Source organism: Clostridium sp. FP1 (genome assembly GCF_011065975.2).
In the GTDB taxonomy this organism is placed as follows: Bacteria; Bacillota; Clostridia; order Clostridiales; family Clostridiaceae; genus Clostridium_AD; species Clostridium_AD tagluense.
Genome location: NZ_JAAMNJ020000001.1, coordinates 2,193,201 through 2,211,379, shown reverse-complemented (window position 1 = coordinate 2,211,379; position 18,179 = coordinate 2,193,201). Strand labels below are relative to the sequence as shown.

The 18,179-nt window shown below is 30.3% G+C and carries 16 protein-coding genes; 4 read left to right on the top strand and 12 right to left on the bottom strand.

The window, feature by feature from the left end; genetic code table 11:
* Positions 1–5: 5 nt before the first annotated feature.
* Positions 6–1,154, bottom strand: a complete 1,149-nt coding sequence (locus G9F70_RS10660; RefSeq protein WP_164946261.1) for an AAA family ATPase — start codon at positions 1,152–1,154, stop codon at positions 6–8.
* A gap of 656 nt (positions 1,155–1,810) precedes the next feature.
* Between G9F70_RS10660 and G9F70_RS10655 the strand changes: the two genes are divergently transcribed.
* From G9F70_RS10655 to G9F70_RS10645, 3 genes are read left to right on the top strand one after another with little or no spacing between them, the layout of a single operon-like run.
* On the top strand, positions 1,811–2,191 hold the full coding sequence (locus G9F70_RS10655; protein WP_164946262.1) for a GntR family transcriptional regulator: 381 nt from the start codon (positions 1,811–1,813) through the stop codon (positions 2,189–2,191).
* Entirely contained in the window at positions 2,188–3,048 is an 861-nt protein-coding gene (locus G9F70_RS10650) for an ABC transporter ATP-binding protein (protein ID WP_164946263.1), read from the top strand. Before G9F70_RS10655 ends, G9F70_RS10650 begins: the two co-directional genes overlap by 4 nt.
* A complete protein-coding gene (locus G9F70_RS10645) occupies positions 3,048–3,689 on the top strand; it encodes an ABC-2 transporter permease (protein ID WP_164946264.1) in 642 nt (213 codons plus the stop codon). The genes G9F70_RS10650 and G9F70_RS10645 overlap by 1 nt, the downstream gene beginning before the upstream one ends.
* A 598-nt stretch (positions 3,690–4,287) precedes the next feature.
* Here G9F70_RS10645 and G9F70_RS10640 read toward each other — a convergent pair.
* From G9F70_RS10640 to G9F70_RS10610, 7 genes are all read right to left on the bottom strand, one after another.
* Positions 4,288–5,115, bottom strand: coding sequence for a hypothetical protein (locus G9F70_RS10640; RefSeq protein WP_224617513.1), 828 nt, complete (start codon positions 5,113–5,115; stop codon positions 4,288–4,290).
* 69 nt (positions 5,116–5,184) lie between these two features.
* Positions 5,185–5,628 carry a hypothetical protein gene (locus G9F70_RS10635; RefSeq protein WP_164946266.1) on the bottom strand — a complete coding sequence of 148 codons (444 nt, stop codon included), beginning with the start codon at positions 5,626–5,628 and terminating at the stop codon, positions 5,185–5,187.
* 229 nt (positions 5,629–5,857) lie between these two features.
* Complete coding sequence (locus G9F70_RS10630; RefSeq protein ID WP_224617512.1) at positions 5,858–6,439, bottom strand: hypothetical protein; 582 nt, start codon at positions 6,437–6,439, stop codon at positions 5,858–5,860.
* Between the two features lie 85 nt (positions 6,440–6,524).
* Entirely contained in the window at positions 6,525–7,118 is a 594-nt protein-coding gene (rpsD, locus tag G9F70_RS10625; RefSeq protein WP_164946268.1) for a 30S ribosomal protein S4, read from the bottom strand.
* A gap of 246 nt (positions 7,119–7,364) precedes the next feature.
* Positions 7,365–9,320, bottom strand: a complete 1,956-nt coding sequence (locus tag G9F70_RS10620; protein ID WP_164946269.1) for an SEC-C metal-binding domain-containing protein — start codon at positions 9,318–9,320, stop codon at positions 7,365–7,367.
* A gap of 582 nt (positions 9,321–9,902) precedes the next feature.
* Entirely contained in the window at positions 9,903–11,318 is a 1,416-nt protein-coding gene (locus tag G9F70_RS10615; protein WP_411956000.1) for an alanine/glycine:cation symporter family protein, read from the bottom strand.
* A 393-nt stretch (positions 11,319–11,711) separates the two neighbouring features.
* A complete protein-coding gene (locus G9F70_RS10610; protein WP_164946270.1) occupies positions 11,712–13,451 on the bottom strand; it encodes an ABC-F family ATP-binding cassette domain-containing protein in 1,740 nt (579 codons plus the stop codon).
* A gap of 761 nt (positions 13,452–14,212) precedes the next feature.
* Between G9F70_RS10610 and G9F70_RS10605 the strand changes: the two genes are divergently transcribed.
* Positions 14,213–15,100 (top strand): fructose bisphosphate aldolase, encoded by an 888-nt coding sequence (locus tag G9F70_RS10605; RefSeq protein WP_164946271.1) that lies wholly within the window; start codon positions 14,213–14,215, stop codon positions 15,098–15,100.
* Positions 15,101–15,358: 258 nt separating this feature from the next.
* Here the strand turns inward: G9F70_RS10605 and G9F70_RS10600 are convergent, their stop codons facing one another.
* From G9F70_RS10600 to G9F70_RS10585, 4 genes are all read right to left on the bottom strand, one after another.
* Entirely contained in the window at positions 15,359–15,625 is a 267-nt protein-coding gene (locus tag G9F70_RS10600; RefSeq protein ID WP_164946272.1) for an ImmA/IrrE family metallo-endopeptidase, read from the bottom strand.
* A gap of 327 nt (positions 15,626–15,952) precedes the next feature.
* Positions 15,953–16,495, bottom strand: coding sequence for a sigma-70 family RNA polymerase sigma factor (locus G9F70_RS10595; protein ID WP_164946273.1), 543 nt, complete (start codon positions 16,493–16,495; stop codon positions 15,953–15,955).
* 100 nt (positions 16,496–16,595) lie between these two features.
* Positions 16,596–17,669 carry a DnaD domain-containing protein gene (locus G9F70_RS10590; RefSeq protein ID WP_164946274.1) on the bottom strand — a complete coding sequence of 358 codons (1,074 nt, stop codon included), beginning with the start codon at positions 17,667–17,669 and terminating at the stop codon, positions 16,596–16,598.
* Between the two features lie 125 nt (positions 17,670–17,794).
* Positions 17,795–18,013 carry a helix-turn-helix transcriptional regulator gene (locus G9F70_RS10585; protein WP_164946275.1) on the bottom strand — a complete coding sequence of 73 codons (219 nt, stop codon included), beginning with the start codon at positions 18,011–18,013 and terminating at the stop codon, positions 17,795–17,797.
* Between the last annotated feature and the right edge of the window lie 166 nt (positions 18,014–18,179).

Below are 18,179 nucleotides of genomic sequence, written 5' to 3'. Positions count from 1 at the left end.
AATTTCTACCTTCTTCTCCTTCTTGATTTTTCCAAGTTAATAAGCATTATGTCCTTATCAAAATCGCCTAAATACTTCCTTAGATAATCAAAATTTTCATTGAATTCCAATGTTTCAAATGAATTTTTTTCTAATAAATCTAACACCTTTTTAAGCCTCGCTGAAATATCATCATTTCTTACATTTTCTAATTTCATTGTAGTTTTTAAGATGTTTTCAATGGTATGCCCATAAGTCTCATCTATTTTATCATTATCAAATAAAGATACTCCATTTTTGTCCTTAATTAATATTCTTAGCTGCTCTGCTTTAATATCTCCTACTATATGTGGAGAATGAGTAGCAATTATTAACTGATTATTAGTCCCTATATTCTCATAAACCTTTATTATCTTTTGCTGCCACTCTGGATGTAGTGATATTTCAGGTTCGTCAATTAATATGATTGAATTATTAACCTCTAAAAATTTTAAAGATAATCCTCTTAAAAATAGTTGCTTTTCACCTGAAGACAATCCATTAATATCAAATTCTTTTCCAAAGCTATTTCTAAAAATTGGCTTTGTGTCTTCATCTTCTGACAATCCTATAAGCTTAACGTCTATTTCCATAATGGAAAATATACTATTTATTTCATCACATACCTTATCTATTACTTCACCAATAATTTTATTTCTGTTTTTAAATATTTCTTTATTTATCTTTGTAGCTATAAATGAAGGAACATTTTCTGTTATGCTTTGATCTACTATGTTTAAAAAACTAGGATAAAGCTTAAATGTATTATCAACTTTTTTAAGCTTATCGAAACTAATTTCTGCTGGCATATATACAACTTTAGGATCATCTTTATCCATAATAAAGTTGAGATTTCTAACATTGGGAGTTAACATTTCTCCTTCTTCTTCATCAAGTTGAACGGATGTATAAACCTTTCCCAGGTGTAACTCAAGATCCCTTATGTTTTTACTATTATATGACTTGTGAGCCACTTCGAAAGAGTCGAACAAACTTTTTAGCAAGGTAGTCTTACCAGTTCCATTACTACCGATTATAACTACAGTATTTAAAGGAATTCCATTACTGTTACAAAAATTCACTTCTAGATTGTTCAGTATTTCATGATTATCAAATCTAATTTTTTTCAACTTCATTTTTATTCACCGCCATATCAAATTATCAATGATACCCTTTTTTATTAAACCCTATTTCTTATTTAGTTCATATGTATGCATAATGATATCATTAACTATTTTGTCTTTGTATATTATTTCAAAAATATATAAAATCGCCTTCTTATATACTATTTTCATAAACTGATGTACTTAATATTATTATACCTCAATTACTTACACCCATCAAAGGAATCCATAAAAAAATTCACAGTACGTTACGGTTGTAAACACACGAATCGGAAGAGTTATTGCTTTCTTCATGCTGTTTAAATTTTTTAGAATAGCCTCATTTAATATATTTTTAAAATCTCGTATATGTCCAATATTGACTGTTCTCATCACAACTTCAATTATTAATGTTCTTCTCCATTATTTCATAATACCTTACCAGGGGTCACCTGACCTTATAATACTATAACACATCCAGTAAAAAAAATTCTTCCTTAAGCAACGATTTCCTCTGAAATTAATTAGTTCCCTTTGTTGGACTAGAACCTGTAGTAAAGTAAATTTCCTCTGCTAGTTACATGATGCACTTTTCTTTGTCCTTTAACCTGTTGACAAAAATAGAGCCTAAGTGTATAGTGTGTATTAAGAATATACACACCGTGTACTTAGGAAGGTGATAATGTAATATGAAGATTTTAATTTCAAATATATCTAATATACCCCTATACCAACAAATAAAAGACCAACTAAAAGATATTATTTTTAAAGGTGAGATGTCTGAGGGTGATCCACTTCCATCTATCAGAAATTTTGCCACTGATTTGAAAGTAAGCGTTCTTACTATTCGCCGTGTCTACAATGAATTAGAGCAAGAGGGCTTTATTACAAGTCAGGTGGGCATTGGCACTTTTATTTCTGCTGGTAATTTAGAACTACTTCGTGACTCTAAACGGCGCATTGTTGAACAAAAAATGCAGGACTTAATTCAAACAGCAAAGACATTAAAAATTTCAAAAGAGGAATTAAATGAAATGATGAATATTTTATATGAGGAGGATGAACAATGAGCAATGTATTAGAAGTATCAGGATTAAATAAATCTTATGAGAAATTTGCTCTTTCTGATCTTAGTTTTTCTTTACAAGAAGATTGTATTACAGGTTTTATAGGTATTAACGGGGCAGGTAAAACAACCACTATACGGAGCATTCTTGGTCTTGTAATGAGAAATGCCGGTACTATCAAATTCTTTGGAAAGGATATGGATACGCAGGAGTCTGAGTTAAAAAACCGTATTGGAGTTGTGCTGGATGATGGCTGCTTTTATGATGAATTAACCATGAAAGAAATGAAAAGCATTATTGCACCGGCATATTCCAGGTGGAATGAACGAGATTACAAAACCTATATGGAAGGTTTTTCACTTAATCCACGCCAGAAGATTTCAACACTTTCAAAAGGTATGCGTATGAAGTTCGCATTGACTTTGGCACTCTCCCATGAGGCAGACTTGCTTATTATGGACGAACCTACAAGTGGACTTGATCCCTTAATTCGAAACCAATTCATGAATATCTTGACAGATTATATGAAACAAGGTGGCAAAAGTGTTTTCTTTTCAACGCACATCACGTCTGATCTTGATAAAATTGCAGATATGATAATTCTTATTAACAATGGCAAAATCTTGTTCGAGGAAGAAAAGGATACATTGATGGATACCCATCGATTAGTAAAAGGTGATAACAATGACTTGACTGTTGAAACCAGAAAACTATTCTTAAATATTCAAGAAACAGGATTTGGATTTACGGGTATCACCAATAAATTATCTCAAGTTCAAAAAAGCATAAAAAACATTTTGGTTGAAAGACCTAGCATAGAAGATATTATGCTAGGCTATGTGGAAGGAGGTGAAAGATAATGCTGTTCCATCTTGTTAAAAAAGACTTCTTACTTATAAAAAAATATTTGCCACTTTTGGTGGTTTTACCATTTGCTATACCCCTTTTTATAATGATACAAGTATCCCAACTTTTGGGGCTTAGTGCTTTTGTGGTATCGGTAATTTTTGCGGTGTTTATGTTGTATCAATATGTTTTGATGGCAGAAATGAAATACCCTAAAGCTGAAGCCCTGCTATGTTCTACGCCATACTCCCGCAGTACTCTTGTAAAAGCAAGATATGCTTTTCTCCTATTGATATTTGCTTATTGCTGTGTGGCATACTACTTATTAGCACTGCTATTTGCCAAAATTGAATTTCTTACTCCATCTAGCTACCTTATTACTCTGCTGATTTCAGTAATCTTATTTGGCGTATATACACCTATACAATATAAATTGGGCTTTGAAAAAACAAAGTATTTCTTCATGATATTAATCATGGGAACACCATTTTTAATACCTTTATTAATAAAAGCCAATATCAAACTTGATTTCACGGGATTGTCTGCACTGCCTATGTTTGTCCAGTACCTGATAGCGATTGTGGCTATAATTGCTATTCTCTTTATTTCTATGAGCGTATCTATAAAAATTTACTCAAAAAAAGAATTGATATAACTTATTTATTTTGAGAAAGGAGAGATATCTATGCAAGCTTTACCAACCCCAGTAGTAATATTATGTGTGCTGTTTCCCTTTGTGTATTTGACTTATAAGCACTTTAAAGATAACCAAAAAAAATAAAACATAACTGGAAAAATCAACTCAAATTTATATATAGCCTACCAAATTAGCAACAGAGATTATCAGTAAACTTCCAATCCCTGTAAGGTGTCTGGCACCACGGCTATCAATCTACTATATAAAAAACATTGGAATATCTCATAGCCTCAATATGAATGTAACTCAATTGATATTGTGTTACATTCAACTTATTTAATATAATAATATTACCACCGTAATAACAATTGCAGATCAACTTTAAAGTAAATTTAAACTACGTAACCAATTAATTTGAATTATCATTTCTAACTAAAATATGGAATACTCGCTAAAAACAAAAGCATGGTTACACCGATAAATATGGGTAGTGAATATCCATATATCCCACCCATTTTTAACTCAACATATTTTCCATAAGCGACGCAAAATGCCGTAGAATTCACTTCTGAATAATACGGCATTTTGAATAATTATTTAATTTCATAATATTACATTATCTTACATCCAATGTAGCACTTGTTGAAGTTCCAGTAATTGAATCACTACCGGTTATTACTACTGATTTAAGCGTACTAAGATTAGTACCTGTATTGGCTGTCATTGTAATTATACCACCCTTGGATACAATTGTACCAGCTTCACTTTTGAATTTTACACCATCACTAAGGGTTGAATTTGTAATATCAAATCCATATTGATTAAATACACTATATGTTGTATAACCAATTCTTGTTAAAGGAGCAATTCCTATTCTATCTGAAGTTATAGTAATCTTACTGACCCTGGGATTTTCAGTTACATCCTGGGATGTAAACAGTGCTGAGTCTACCTTTTGGCCAGTTAATTTGTCTTTTAATGAAATACTAATTGGTTTATTAACATCAGTAGAAGAATTATAAGTTATTGTACCAGTTGCAGTTGATGGATCTAAGGTTACTGTTGAACTTACAGATACAACCGCTTCTATTTGGCTAGCTGGAATTTTTTTAGTAATATTAATGTCGTATTTATTTTTAACTTTATATTGGAAAGTAGTTGTGTTTGCCCCAGTCTTTATTAAATTAGCATTATTTTGAATCTTGTTAGGGCTTGTCATTAAATTAGCTGAGACAATGCTAATATCTGATACTTCTAAAACATCTTCTGCTTTAGCATCACCTAAAGCCAAGGTTGATTTTCCTGATACTCCATTAGAACATACTAATTGTACCATGACAAATTGGTCAGTATCAGAAAAATCATATAGTATTGTAGCTGTTCCTGTTAGTGGATCTAAACTTATTGAACCTCCTTTGGAATCTATCCAGAAATTCGTCATCATCTCGTAAGCGGGGATTGCCTTAGTAATATCCTTACCAGCTTTATCTAATATTTTATACTTAAATGTAGCTTAATTTGCTGCTGTTTTTATTAATTTCGTTGAAAGAAAATCAACTTCACCTGCTGGTAAATAAATATTACTACTAATCGGCCCAGATGTTGAATTTGTTTCATTTGAAGCTATTGAACCTCCAATCTCTTGACCATTACTATATTTAATAGTTGAAATATCAACAGAATCTTTATTCACTTGTATCCCACCATCATTTTTTATCCACTTGCTATCCCCTGTTTTTATAAAAATATCACCTTTATGTTTAACTACTGCATCCCTAATTTGATTTTCATTTTTTAAATCATTTGCATAATCTAAAGTATACATATTAGCTCCTATTACCACAGAAAAATTTGGAATATCGGTAAAACTACTTAATCCGATTGCCATCACTGGCTTTGACAGCATAACTAGCAATAACATAAACCCCATCATTATAATACTTTTAAAATTTTTCATTAACAGATCACCCCTATTTTTTATATTTTTTATATATTTTATGCATTCAAATAAAAACGCAATAAAATCTATGGAAATATGAATTGACACACAGTTAATTTACCGTGTGTCTATTGTAATAACTATATACTACCATAATTTATCATAAATATAAAGATTAGAGATATAAAATAATCACTATAGCAGCTTAAAATCTAAGTTACTATAGTGATTATTTGTTTATGCATCTTTAATATTCAATATATCCAACGCTATCATTTAAAAAGTTTAGAAAAATATGGGCCATAAACTGATTTTCATAAATATCACTAAATTTTCCATGAAATTCTTTTCTACTTATCCCAATTTCTTCTTCTACAACCTCTGTAAACTGTGAAATATCTGCTTCAAAAATATATTTTTCTATTTCATTTACACTATAAAACAAATTTATACATAATTCTTCATCATACATTTTCCAATAGGCATTGAATTCACGGCAAAAATTTTTCAATTTGATTTTACACTCTTCTTCATTTAATTCCCAATATGTATTTAGTTCTATAACAAACTTATCCATAATCTTAATATGAATATTTTCATCAAATTGCTCATTAAATTCTTCAAGAATTACCTCAGAAGTTCCCAGGGTCACGTAAATTTCTTGCAAATCATTTAATACAAAGAAAAACCCAGTAGGAATATATATATATTGCAAAAAACCTAAAATGGCTTTTATGTCATTGTAAGAAGCCCAGTTACTATCTAATATATCTTTATTATAATTAATAAGTGTGCTATTTATAAATATAGAATTTTTTTTAATAGGCAAGTCTAAGAATAAATTTTTCCAAAGGTTACGCTTTTCAAATATCAAACCTTCCCAATAGTATGAATTATTATATTTGTACATTATATTATCTTGAATAAAACTCTATTACTAAAACTTCATTTACATCTATTGGGATTTCATTTTTTTCAGGCATTCTTATAATTTTTCCAGCAAAATTTTCATAATCCTTTTCGATATAAGGTAAGGTAAATGTTTTAAGCTCTAAAAAACTTTCTGTAAATATTTCATTTTTTCTGTATTTCTCTTTTAATACAATATTGTCGGAAATCTTAACTTCAAAAGATGGAATATCTACCTTTTTACCATTTACCGTTATATGACCATGATTAACCATTTGCCTTGCCTGACGTATAGAGCTTGCAAATCCTATTCTATATACTATATTATCTAGTCTGCACTCTAAATATTTAACTAAAGCATCCCCTGTTATTTCCTTGCTTTTCATTGCTCTATTTATATATCTTGAAAATTGCTTTTCAAGCACACCATAATAGGATTTCAGCTTTTGTTTTTCTATAAGCTGAATACCATAATTTGATAACTGCTTACCACCTCTACTGCTTTCTTTTGTAGCTCTATTCATTGCTTTTGGATGTCCGTAAATATTTACGCCTAATCTTCTGCTTAATTTAAACCTTGGTGTTCTTATCTTTGCCATAAATTCCTCCATAAAATATATTATTTTGCCGCGATAATGCATTTATATTAAATTCATTATATCATATATTTTATCAATTGCAAATGATTTTCATTATCTCCACAAAAAAATTTTACATTACAAAAAAGTACATAATCCTTTAAAAAGTTTATGACTAGACAAAACCCTCCATAGTATTTATCTATGGAGGGTTAAATTCATCATATTTCATTCTACTGAACCGTAAATCTAGTAACAGCTCTCTCATTAAAATAGCTGAATAACCTTAGATCCACAACACTTTTTATATTTTTTACCACTTCCACATATACAAGCGTCATTTCTTCCTATCTTAGGAGTAGAAGTATTATTATGTCCTGAATTTAATTCGTTTAAAGTATATCCTTTTAATCTCCAAAGTCTAGTATTATTTATAAAACTATTTATCTCTACTAATAATTTTTGAAGGTCATTTTCACTTGCTTCTCCTAATGCATATAGGATATTTTCTATTACTTCTTCCTTTTCATTTTCTTGAATATCAGCATATAAATTAACTATAATCATTTCAACCTGTGAATCTTCTATTTTCCAATTATTCTTTAAATGCCTTTTTAATTTCATACTTATTTTATTTTCAATTAAATATTCTTCATTGGCAGATTCAAGTAGTTCATCCTTTTTTATAATACAAAAATCACTATCACTTGAAATCTTCTCTCTTGTATTAATAATATTGACAACATCTTCTAGTGGCACCATTATACTATAGGCTATATTACCTTGTAATTTATACCCACCATAATAATATGAACCACTTACAATTATTCCGTAAAAATCAGTTTCACCTAAAGAATAGTCAACATAATTATTAAGCATGCTTTTAAAATCATTTATAAGCATTACGCCATAGTTATAGGTCATTCCGCAGAATAGCTTTACTAGTTCTGTATTTTTAGCGAGTTTTTTTCTATACTCCTCATTATCTAAGGATTTTATAGCATTTATTGTTTCATTTGGCATGATTAAATATACACCATCTTCTCTCATAGCTACAAATACAAATCCGCATTCTAAAAAATAATCTGGGTTTGATGTGAAATTATGATCTTCAAAAGATATATATCCATGTTTATCAGCTACATTTTTTAAAAATTCAAACCTTTCACTATCAATTAAATATAACGCCTGCGTTATTTTCTCTTCATATACATCTAAAAGTCTTTCTACTAATTGCCCTTTATTAAGCTTAGATACCTTCGTAGTATTTAGCATAGATGCTATTTTTAATAATTCAGGTTTGGTATTACATTCTAATAATTCTCTTAGATCCTGTGTAAACTTACCTCTTTTTACTTTATTAAACATTGCATTTGCTTTATTTTCAATTTCTAAATCTATATTATTCATTACGCTATGTAAAATGGAATCAAAATTCTCTTCATCATTATATTGATCAAACTCATCATCCTCTATAAATGGAACTATATTCTTTTGCCTTTTTGTTTTAGCTTTCTTAAACTTAAATTTATTTCCTGGCAAGTACTGTTTTTCTGTGTCTCTGTCTCCTTCATATCCACAAACTCCATCTCTAGGTGAATTTGTATATTCAGGTATATCTACCATCTCAGTATCTTCATCTATGCAATCTTCGCAAAAAAACTTTTCTTCTTCATAATCAAAATACTCTGCCTTTTTATTACAATTTGCACAAAAATTTTGTATTTCTTCATTTCTAGCTAATATTTCTATTTCACTATGTTTTTCCCCTGTTAAATACTCATCAATAACTTCAAGTTTTAATTTAGTAGTAGAACCGAAATCATAGTCATATCTAAATTTATCACCTACAGAAATTACCTGTCTCAATTCGAAATCCATTGTTTCGTCATTGAAAAAAAATTCAGAATCTTCCTCCACTGAAGAGTCATAATTTACATCACCTATAATGAAACTACTTAAGTGTCCACAACATTCTAACCAAATATCTCTTAAAAAACTATCCAAATTCTTTAAAGTTGAATCTATATCTATAGCTATATATAAACAATACTCTTTGGATCCATACTGTGGAACTATAGATAAAACATATTGACTCTTAGTTTTTTTAGAACTCGCCATTGCTTCTTTTATCTTTTCCTTTCTATCTTTACAACCTTTAACATGCCTTTTAACGGTTCTTTCTGATAATTCCTCATTGCAATAATAACATTTACCTTTCAAATCTTATCTTCTCCATTTCTTTCTCTTAAATTTAATAGCTATTATGAATTATGCCCTAATTTTTTTAAATTTATAAACTGGCTATAAGCACACTTTCTAAATTATATATTTATTTTACCATACACAATTTCATTTGAAAATAAAATCTTAAGGACATTTCAGCTTGGCTCTTTATTGTTGTACAGTAGAATCCTTTCCCAAAATCTTTTTAAGGTCTACATTTATTCATTTCCATTTTTTGAAAGGCGACAGGCACCTAAATCATTTAGTTTTGTAGAAACTCCTTGCATAAATGGGACACTGTCCTTTGTTTTAACTTGAACTAATGATGAAATACCACATTGAATAGAAATCTCGAAAATAGTCTATAATTTAAATACCATTTTTTTAAATGGCGAAGAATTAAAAACACTACTGCACTGGGCTCCCCCCAAGTGCAGTAGTGTTTTTTTATCTATAATTTTTATATTACCGCCTCTTCATGACTTCAGAGGTAGCATCAATAATAATATCTGGAACAAACCAAACAGTTCATTCTAGCCATGCCCTTACTTTATTACCTTTTATGTTTAAAACGGAAAATTATTCTTCATCCCAACATTCTACATTTTTTAATCCTTCAATAGAGTTCTTTGTGAATACGGGATCCCTTCCTTGTTTCTTTTGAAAAGTGTAATCTTTTAATGCTGCAAAAGCAATTTTACCAAGCTTAAATATAGCAATCAAATTAATTATTGCCATTAATCCCATGAATAAATCTGCTAAATCCCAGACTATTTGAATCTTTGCTACAGACCCAATGAAAACCATACTTACAACAGCAATTCTATACAAAAAAACATATATTTTGTTTGTGTTAATAAATTCTATATTTGTTTCGCCATAATAGTAATTTCCTACAATTGAACTAAATGCGAATAAGAATATACATACAGCAATAAAAGTATTTCCCCAAGCACCAACTTGTGAGCTTAAAGCACTTTGTGTAAGCTGTATTCCAGTTAATCCTTTAGTTGTATAATTTCCAGATAATAATATTATAAATGCAGTTGCACTACATATTAAAATTGTATCTGTAAACACTCCTAAAGTTTGAATCAGTCCTTGTTTTACAGGATGCGATACTTCTGCTGTTGCTGCAGCGTTAGGAGCACTTCCCATTCCAGCTTCGTTTGAAAAAAGTCCTCGTTTAATTCCCATCATCATGGCAGCACCTAGACCGCCGCCTAAGGCTTGTTCAAAACCAAAAGCATTTCTAAATATAAGTGAGAACACTGCTGGTAAAGAAGATACATTTTTAATAATAACAAATATGGCTACTAAAAGGTATGCAACCGCCATTATAGGAACAACAATTTCCGAAAACTTAGCTATACTTTTAACTCCGCCAAAAATTATAATTGCTGTAGATATTGATAAAATCAAACCAGTAATAACAGTTTTAACTCCAAAAGCTTCTTGAAAAGCAAGTGATATAGTGTTTGATTGAACAGAGTTAAATACAAGACCAAAACATACAGTAATTAATATAGAAAAAACAATCCCCATCCATCTTTTATTAAGTGCTTTTTCCATATAATATGCCGGTCCACCTCTGTACCCATGTTTATCTTTAACTTTATAAATTTGAGCTAGAGTGCTTTCAACAAAACTAGAAGCACCACCTATTAAAGCAATTACCCACATCCAAAATATTGCACCCGGACCGCCAATAGCTATAGCAATAGCAACTCCAGCAAGATTTCCAGTTCCAACTCTAGAAGCAGTACTCATACAAAATGCTTGAAATGAAGAAACCCCTTTCTTTTTATCAGTTTTAGAAATAGACTTTCCCGCACCTTCAGTTAAAAGAGATATCATTTCTTTTAAATATCTAAATTGAACAAATTTTGTTTTAAATGTAAAATATAACCCCATAAAAATAAGTAGTGCAATAAGTACATAGGACCATAGAATATCATTTATATTTCCGATAATTACTTGTAAATAGTTCATCATTTTATCCTCACCTTCTTTAGTACATTTAATATTTTATACATATGTATTAGTTAAATTCAAAGTTATTGTATCACAAAAAAATAAAAAAACCAGCAATCAGAATATTCAAAAAGTATTTCCTTTAAAATAGTGTTGAATAATATAGCTTCAAATCATTTATACACAATGAATAATCTTTTAAAAAAGCTTTTAAACCTTTTTTCTTATTATCAAAAATATGAATATATTATTTATGTAAAATTCAAAATGCTTATTAATAAAACTCTTTAACTTTATAACAGCTTAATAGTATTCGCAAAAAAACTACCGAATTTCTTCAGTAGTTCCATCGTGCCCAGTTTCTTAGCAACTTGCATTCCCAATTTTTTCAAGGCGACAGGCACCTTACAGGGGTTAGAATAACTTAATCAGCTCTTCTAACTCCTGGGATAAAACTTTTGCAAGCGTAAAATCAGTATCTTTTAAAGCTAATTCTATTTTTGTTTCAACTAATTTTTTCTTTTGTTCAATTTCTAAATAGTCTACACCAAAATGATTAGCATAAATCATCTTTCTAAATTTTCGCATACTCATTTTTCTAATTGTCTTATCTTCAATGATTAAAACAAAATCCATACAGTTTACTATAGAATAGAAATCATGAGAAATCATTAAAATCGCACCTTTATAGTTTTCTATGGCTTTTTCCAGTGCTATTTGTGAATAGGTGTCTAAATGACTTGTCGGTTCATCAAGAAGCAACATGTTTGCTTGACTAGCAGAAACTTTAGCCAATTGAAGCATATTTTTTTCTCCACCAGATAAAGACCCTATCTTTTGATTAATGATTTCTTCTTCAAAACCATAGTTTGAAATATATGATTTAATCTCTTCACAAGTTTTAAAACCAGCATCTAAGAACTCTTCAAGTATGGTATTAGACTCATTTACTGTTTTGCCTTGAAGTTGAGATAAATAAGCCACTTCAACTTGCTGATTTATCTCAATAGAATCATGATTATTTTTAAAGATTTCTCGAAGTATTGTGGTTTTTCCTGTACCATTTGGACCCACAATGGCTACTTTATCAGTAGATTTAATCTCAAAGTTAACATTTTCTAGAAGCATATCATCAAAGCTAACACTATAATCATTAACTTTTAAAGCAATGGTTTCGACCATTTCATTATCTGTAACTAAACTGATATTGGGCTCTTTAATATCTACAAATGGTGATTTAATTCTACGTTTTTCTAATCTTTCTTGAATTTTAACTCTAGCATTTAGAGATTTCCCTTTAGAAGATTGATCATACTCAGTTGCTTCAAATCTTAGTTTTTTTATTAACTTTTCATTTCGCTCAAGTTCTTCATTATCATCAATAGCTAGTTCTTGCATTTCAATTTTAGTTTGAAGTAATGAGAAGTTATAATCAATATATCTTCCATCAAACTCTTGGAGTTCCATGTTTTCAAGGTGCAGAATTTTGTTAAAACAATGATTCAATAGATATCTGTTGTGCGTAATAATTAGCATTGCTGCTTTGTGCGAATTAATTAGATTTTTAAGCGCATTAAGGTTTTCAAAGTCTAAAAACACATCAGGTTCATCCATAATCATTAAGTCTGGACTATTTAGCATTTCCTTAATTACTTGAATAAGCTTAAATTCCCCACCACTAAGTTCAGATATCATTAGATCTTTATATTTGATTAAGTTTGCAAGATTTAGGCTTTTATTAATGTTATTTTCGAAATCATCCCCATTAATTGCATCAAATGCGTCTAAAGTTTGTTGGTACTTTTCTAGTAGTGAATCAATATCGGTCGATGTTTCCATTTCGCTGCAAATAGATGTTATTTCATTTTGTAGTTTAATAAATTCTTCCCCTATATATTCGAAAACTGTAGTTTCTTTTGCTTCGCCCTGTTGTGAGAATTGACTTACGTACCCAATTCTACAATTTGGCTGTATCTCGAGCTTACCATCGAACATATATTTTTCTGGATCCATAATTATATCTATCAATGTACTTTTTCCGCTGCCATTTGTTCCTATAAAAGCACAATGCTCTCCAGCTTCTAATGTAAATGAAATATTATTATATAGATCCTTTTGCGGAAATGAGTAGGACAAATTTTCAACTTTTATCATATTATTACCTCTCTTTATCACTAAAAAAGAGCCTATAAAAATAAGCTCTTCAATATATTTTCTTCTCAATTGCAATTTTACACTTGATTTTTATGTAGCAAAGACATTCTACTTAGTTTACCCTTGATAGCATAACATTTTTTACGACTAAGTTCAATCATTTCATATTAACTCAACGATGTCATATGATTCCATATTTTACAATAGAGTCGCATTTATAACTTAATAAATGTCAATAAAATAAGCTTCACAATAAACATTTCTACTCAACTTATTATCATTTAAATCTTAATCAAATAGGTCATTCTAGCCATACCTATGCTTTATTTATAGCTTGACTAAAATTTTTCACTGTATTTTTAAACCAATTTACGGTAATAATGGTATAGTTAAATAAATCATTTGTATCGTAACGATAAAAATGTGCGTCATGGCGAGGGAAGAAGCACCTGACCTAAATACCTTAGTAAACTTTAGTAATTTTGATAACTTTATATAGTTCTAAAGGTGTGCCTTTTCAAATATAATGGTATCCCACACATATTTTATAACATATTGATTGTTACCTTACGGTATTAAATGGTGTAATATATTAGCGGGTTTGACGTGGATGCTTCTCTCGACAAGCATCCCACCAATAAAAAAGTCCGGGGTTCCAAATTCCTTGTTAATGGGAATCGAGCTGTATATCTGTACGTAAGAAGTGCTATAATAAAATTAAAGATATTATTCAGTTAATAAAAATGAAAGGGGATAATTATATGAATCAGGAACAAATGGATCGAATCCATGCTGGAAAAGGGTTTATCGCTGCATTGGACCAGAGTGGGGGCAGTACTCCCACTGCACTTTTGCAGTATGGGATTTCGAAAAACTCTTATTCAAATGACGAAGCAATGTTTGATTTGGTACACGAAATGAGAACGCGTATTATCACGAACCCTGCATTCAATTCGGAGCATATTTTGGGTGCCATTTTATTTGAAAACACTATGGATCGTAAGGTTGGTGATCAATTTACCGCGGATTTTCTTTGGGAGAACAAAGGTATTGTGCCTTTTTTAAAGATTGATAAAGGGCTCGCTGGACTTGAGAACGGTGTTCAACTCATGAAAGTGATTCCCAATTTGAAAGAACTCTTAAAACGGGCGATTGAAAAAAACATTTTCGGGACAAAAATGCGTTCAGTCATTAAAGAAGCCAATTCAGAAGGAATTCGAAAAATAGTTGAGCAACAGTTCGATATTGGCAAGAAAATAGCTGAAGCGGGGCTTATTCCAATTATCGAACCTGAGGTTGATATCCACAGCAAGGATAAGGAAAAATCAGAAAAACTATTAAAATATGAAATTTTCAATCAATTATCCGCCCTTGACAAAGATGTCAAAGTCATGCTTAAACTTTCAATACCAACAGAAAATAACTTCTATCACGATTTAATGGATAATCTGCATATTGTACGTATTGTGGCTTTATCAGGAGGGTACACTCAAAGTGAAGCAAATCAAAAACTTGCGCACAATCACGGACTTATTGCTAGTTTTTCGCGTGCCTTATCGCAAGGATTGACCGCTAAGCAAACAGACAAAGAATTCAATTTGATGCTATCCGATTCAATTCGAACAATTTATGAAGCATCCATAAAATAGCAACTGCGCAAACCTAGTAGGACTGGATTCACCAAAATGCTTAAGCATGAGATGACTCTAACTGTGGTATAGCCCTCAACAACAAAATTTGTTTCAATCTTTGTAAGGCGTCTGATTCTCTACAAAAATTGGAACAGTTTTTTTGTTGTTATTAGCCAACAGTAACTTTCAGTTATTGCTACGTCCCTCGAGGCAGTTACAAATGTTTGAACCGAAGTGTACAACTTTTGTTTGCTATAAACAACTTATACCTACGCTCTAATAATACCTATCTTCTCTGCTCATTTCTTTAAGTGGCATTTTTTCATCGAGTACCTCGCTATTAACGAGTTCTCCATTATCTATATCGGAATATAATATATGGTATAACTCATGCGCTGCAGCAAACACTTGCTTTTCCATTGGAATGGATGAATTTATACATGCGATTTTATTATCTTTATGCTTATAGACAAATCCGCAAATATCATCATCTTTTATTGGATAATATAGTGTTTTACAATTCATCTCTAAAATCTTAAACACATCTTCTTTAATTACCCTATTACTTTTTTTGTACCTTCTTTGACTTTCCCCATAAACATTAGAACTGGTTCTTCTCTTAAATCTTCTTTTTCTTCAGCAAGTATGTCCATGGTAATACATAAAGCTTCTGATATTTTTTTATTAAACAGGTAATAAATTTTAAAGGGATATCCTAATTAAGAACACCCCCTCCCAATATTAAATATTCTCCCCATTACCCCCCCAGGCCTTCTATTAGAGCATTGGATAGAAAATTCAGTAGAAGATAGACTTGCAAAAGAAGCAGTAAAGATATTAAGTTCCAGTAAAGAGGAGGCAACTAACCGCCTAAGCTTGCTGCATAAGTGCTTTCAGTTTTTCTAAGATTTTTTTCTTAATTCTTGCAAATTGATAATAGTTTTTTTCACTATCACAGGCTATTTCTCCCAATGACTGTTCCAAAATATAATATCTTTCTATGATTTCACGCTCTAAAGGCTCAAGCCTGCCAAGCATAGCATATAATTTTTTTACTTCTTCATGGGCAATTACTTCATCCTCTAAGGTAAATTCATAATCTCCTGCAGTATCAAAATCTAGCATTTCATTGTTTGGAACTTCTCTAAAATGCTTTATTTGTCCTTTTAAAAGGGCCTTGAAGTTCATTCTTATAGAATTTATACAGTAGCCGTAAAAACTATTGCTACCTAGCTTATACATGGCTATGGCTTTTATAACCGAAAGATAACCATGCTGCACTAAATCCTCTAGTTCATAACCTGGAATGTGGTACCTTGAAGCCTCCTTGAATATAAGATATTTAAATTTTTCTATTATTTCTTCTATAGCTCCTCCCTCTTTAGTTTTAGCCTTTTCAACTAATTTTTCCATAATAAAACACCGCCTTTTTTATTTTTTATATAGTGTATCTTCAGTATCCGTGAGCCCTAATAATCGTTTTTCTAGGGCATCAAAATCATAACTTCTTTGCTCATAGTCGCAGAAACCACCTTTTTTTTACATTATGACTTATGTCGCTACTCTTTTTACTTGCCCATTGTTTTTGATAAACTTTTACTTCTTGAGCAGTTTTTATGCCGCTGCTAATCCAGTTATGCAGTATTTTAGTAATATACTGCATGGCTTTAGCGTTATAGTTCACAGTCTCTTCTATTTCCATGATAATAACTTCACTACTTACATGCTCTGTAAAATCTAATATTTTTTCATATTCAAAAGGTGTAATAGCATGTACATTTTCTTCAAATATTCTAATTATATTTTTTAACCCCTCATAATCAGCAACCGAAGAATTATTTTTATCTTTTATTACATTTTCTGATACTTCTTCTTTATTACTTCTTATTTCTTGCTTTTTATTTATTATTTCTTCTTTATTACTTCTTATTCTATTACTTGGTAGCCCCTTATAAGGGGCTTGTAATTGCCTACTAAGTGATTTGTTAATCATAAATTCACTTAATTCCTGATTTTCCTGATTTTCTACAGAAACACTACTAGCTTCTTCTGGTGCCTTTTGGGTATTTATGAAAATCACTTCAGAGTTCCTTTCTAAAGTATGGCTCAATGGCAACTTGCCCACTTTTTCTAAGGAACACTCTGTAAAAACCTCAGAACAAGCTTCCAAGGTAATAAGATTTTCAAAGATTCTTTCTACATCTAGTTGGGCTTCCTTACATTTTTTAAATAGTATTTTAAGGAAATCTTTATGTTTAACTTTACTAAGTTCGCGATGTACACATTTAATTGCATTTACATTATTAGGAGCATTGTATTTCACCCAATTTATAACCATAAGCTCTTTTGTTTCTTCGCAATATAATATCTTATTATAATCACAGAACCTTTTAATTAGCTTCTCTACAGTATCCCTATTGTATCCTGTTTCTGTTTCTATAATTCTTTTTGATATTTCATAAATACCACACTGTGTTGTTTTACAATTTGATATAAGATACAAATAAAAATATTTTTCCTCCGGTGTAGGTTCAAGGACAAAGCTATCACTCCAAAATTCTGTATAAATCTGTCTATATTTAGCCATTATTATTCCTCCTTTGATATTGATAGTAATTTTATATTAGGCATATTTCTTTTACTAAATTTCTATTCTTTTATTATCTACATTTAATTGCATAGACAAAAAAATATTTACTACAAATTTTAAATCTATTGTTGCACATTTGGGACTTTAGAATTAAAAAATTTTTCACTTGGATTTTCAATATTCAATATATTAGTTATCCCTTTCGCCTCTTCGATAGTTAAGCATGATCTATTATTAAGCTTTGCATTTAATGCTTGTACTGTTATACCTAACTTTTGAGCTAACTTCTCTTGACTAATACCCGCCTCAACCATTTTACCCTTTAATTTATTTATATTCATAACGCTCTCCTGTTCCCTTGTATTTTTATTACATATATGGAATAATATTATTATATGACTGCATATATGCTACTGTCAACCCAAATATGCAACTTTTTTTAAGTTTTCGAAATATTTCGTTGCATTCATGGTATTAAATGGTATAATATTGCTATATAGGGAGGTT